The organism is Croceivirga lutea (genome assembly GCF_014235875.1).
GTDB classification, from domain to species: domain Bacteria; phylum Bacteroidota; class Bacteroidia; order Flavobacteriales; family Flavobacteriaceae; genus Croceivirga; species Croceivirga lutea.
On sequence record NZ_JACJUK010000016.1, the window covers coordinates 1 to 3,062 of the forward strand.

Here is a 3,062-nt window from a genome sequence, read left to right on the forward strand (position 1 = left end):
TTGGATGGAAAAGAGAGGGGGCCATCAATGTTGACGGAATCATTACTTCCTATGGCTATATTGGCCTTAATCCTCTCTTTTGTTCTTTCTGATTTATAAATACAATCTAATCAGAAACAAACTTAAGCTGGCTATAATTCATTGTGGCGGATTTCCTAAACGGAAATCCTTACTTTTATTTTAAGGTTAGATTTCGGGCGGAATGCTCACTACGTGAAATTCCACAACGAAATCATAGCCCAACCGTTGGCGGTCATTTGAGAAAACACATCTGAAATAAGAAAAATGACAGAAATTGAACTGATTTAAACAATGGAGAATATTGGATTTAAAAACATTAAATTAATAACATGCTAACAGATATCAATCCGAAATTACCTATGCGCAACAAAAAAGTGACTCGGGAATTTTACTTAAATCGATTAGGTTTTAATCAATACGGGAATGTAGATTTTGACGGTTATTTGATGATTGAAAAAGACCAAATACAAATCCATTTCTTTGAATTTAAAGAACTTAACCCGAAAGAAAATTACGGACAAGTTTATATTCGGACTGACAATATTGACGAATTTTATAAATCATTATTAGAAAAACAAACCGAAATTCATCCAAATGGAAAATTGGAAATCAAACCTTGGGGACAAAAGGAATTTGCAGTGCTCGACCCAGACAATAACTTATTGACATTTGGACAGAATATTTAAAAATAAAAACGAACCGCCAACAACGTGTATAGCTCATTGCGGCTGAATTCCTTAAACGGAATTCATTGCAATTTTGCTACCTTAGTGTTCCATCGGAATGTTTCCTTCGGAAAATTCCGCAACAAGCCATACACAGAACGTTGTGCGTCATCTAAAAACAGCACTCTGAAAATCAATAAATAAAAAAGGAAGGGTATGGGTCTTATCTTTGTGTTGCAAGCAACACAAAGATAAGACCCATAGTGTTACTTTCCAAATAAATTATTTTTTTGTCCAGTTTATTAGTTAAAAAACTGGACATTTTTATTATATTTGAATAAACAAAAAAAATTGAAAGTAACTGAATATATTAGAAATACGATAGACCGACTACCAAAAGGATATGTATTCACCTATGAGGACTTTGATATTGATGTGAATAAAAAAGAAGCTATTATCAAAGCCTTAAATCGTATGGTAAATTCAGGCAAAATTGAAAAACTATCAAAAGGAAAGTACTTCAAGCCTGAAAAAACCCCTTTCGGTACTCTTCAACCTAGTCAAGAACAAATAGTTAAAGACTTAATAAATGAAGATGGTAAAGTGGTTGGGTACCTAACTGGCTATAGCATATATAATAAGCTAGGATTAACAACTCAAGTTAGTAATATAATACAAATAGGGAAAAATCAAACACGCCCTAAATTCAAACGAGAGCGTTACACGATATCATTTATCAAACAAAAAAATATAATTACCAAAAAAAATATTCCTCTATTACGGATTCTAGATTCAATTAAGTATGTAAAGAAAATACCCGACACTACCATAAAAACATCTTGTTTAAGGTTTTTGGAAATAATCAGAAAATTAAGTTTAGATGATAAAAAAGAATTAATACGACTGTCTTTAAAGTATCCACCATCTACAAGAGCTTTATTAGGTGCATTATTAGATGAAATGCAAAATAAATCAATAACGATTAGCTTGAAAGAATCTCTAAATCCAATTACTAAATATGAGATTACTGGTGCAAAAAAAGCATTAACTAAAGCTTCTAACTGGAATATCATATGAAACTTCATCTAGACAAAAAGCTATTTAGACAAGCTATACAGTTTACATCTGACCAAATGCAAATACCAGCAATATTTGTAGAAAAAGACTATTGGGTGACATATGCACTTTTTACAATATTCAATGATAAAATTGGTAGTGATACAGTTTTCAAAGGTGGAACAGCATTATCTAAATGTTACAACATAATTGAAAGATTTTCAGAAGATATTGACCTAGTTGTCTTAAGAAGAGAGGGAGAATCAAATAATAAACTTACCACTAAAATAAGAACAATTAGTAATGTAGTGAGCAATGTACTGCCAGAAATAGAAATAGCGGGTTTAACTCACAAAATGGGAATGAATCGTAAAACAGCACACTCATACAACAAAGAATTTAAAGGAGATTATGGTCAAGTAAGAGATGCCATTGTGGTGGAAGCTACTTGGCTTGGATACTTTGAGCCCTATACAACTAAAAGTGTTTGCTCTTTTGTAGGTGAAATGATGATGAACAATGAACAAAGTGAAATCGCTAAAGAACAAGATTTATTACCATTCAATGTACTTGTTTTAGAACCAAGTAGAACTATTTGTGAAAAAATTATGAGTTTAGTTCGGTTCTCATATGGTGAAAACCCAATTACAGATTTAAAGAATAAAATTAGACACGTATATGACTTAAACCAACTTCTTTCTGTAAAAGAACTGCTTACCTATTTTAAATCAAAAGAATTTGACATTATGCTATTAAAAGTTGCTCAAGATGATGTAGCAAGCTTTAAAAACAACAATGAATGGTTGAAAAATCACCCTATTAATTCATTAATATTTGAAAACCCTGAAAAAGTGTGGAGTGATTTGAAAATCGTATATGAGTCAGACTTTAAAAACTTGGTTTATGGTTCTTTTCCAGATGATACAGAATTATTAAATACTTTAATCCTCATTCAGGAAAGAATAACATCGATTGATTGGAATATCAAATTGGAAAAAAAATAAAGACGAACGCACAACAATGTATAAAAATAATAGCGGTTTAATCGCTAAAACGAAAGTATGTAAATATAAAAAAGGTCTGTGTTTAACCGAAAAGTTAGTTCGTGAAAATCCGCTACTATTCTTATACGAGACCGTCAGACTGTCTCAAAACTCATCCCTTTATCACCTCAATTTACTTTGTCAACCTGATGATATTTCGTAACTTAATGTATGGAATACCAACAAGGACAAGACCGCTCGCAACTTACCCTTTACAGTAGCTGTTTGGATGATATGGTCGGTCAAGAAAACACCGTCAGGGCCATTGATGCCTTTG

The 3,062-nt window shown here is 31.9% G+C and carries 3 protein-coding genes; all 3 read left to right on the forward strand.

Features of this window, described 5'->3' with window-relative positions; all coding sequences use genetic code 11:
• The first annotated feature begins 350 nt into the window (after positions 1 to 350).
• The 3 genes from H5V42_RS15120 (at position 351) to H5V42_RS15130 (ending at position 2,746) form a co-directional block, all read left to right on the forward strand.
• The gene (locus tag H5V42_RS15120; RefSeq protein WP_185784014.1) at positions 351 to 707 is read left to right on the forward strand and encodes a bleomycin resistance protein; all 357 of its coding nucleotides are present in this window, start codon (positions 351 to 353) and stop codon (positions 705 to 707) included.
• A 330-nt stretch (positions 708 to 1,037) separates the two neighbouring features.
• Positions 1,038 to 1,763 (forward strand): type IV toxin-antitoxin system AbiEi family antitoxin domain-containing protein, encoded by a 726-nt coding sequence (locus H5V42_RS15125; protein WP_185784015.1) that lies wholly within the window; start codon positions 1,038 to 1,040, stop codon positions 1,761 to 1,763.
• Complete coding sequence (locus tag H5V42_RS15130; protein ID WP_185784016.1) at positions 1,760 to 2,746, forward strand: nucleotidyl transferase AbiEii/AbiGii toxin family protein; 987 nt, start codon at positions 1,760 to 1,762, stop codon at positions 2,744 to 2,746. The genes H5V42_RS15125 and H5V42_RS15130 overlap by 4 nt, the downstream gene beginning before the upstream one ends.
• Positions 2,747 to 3,062 lie beyond the last annotated feature (316 nt).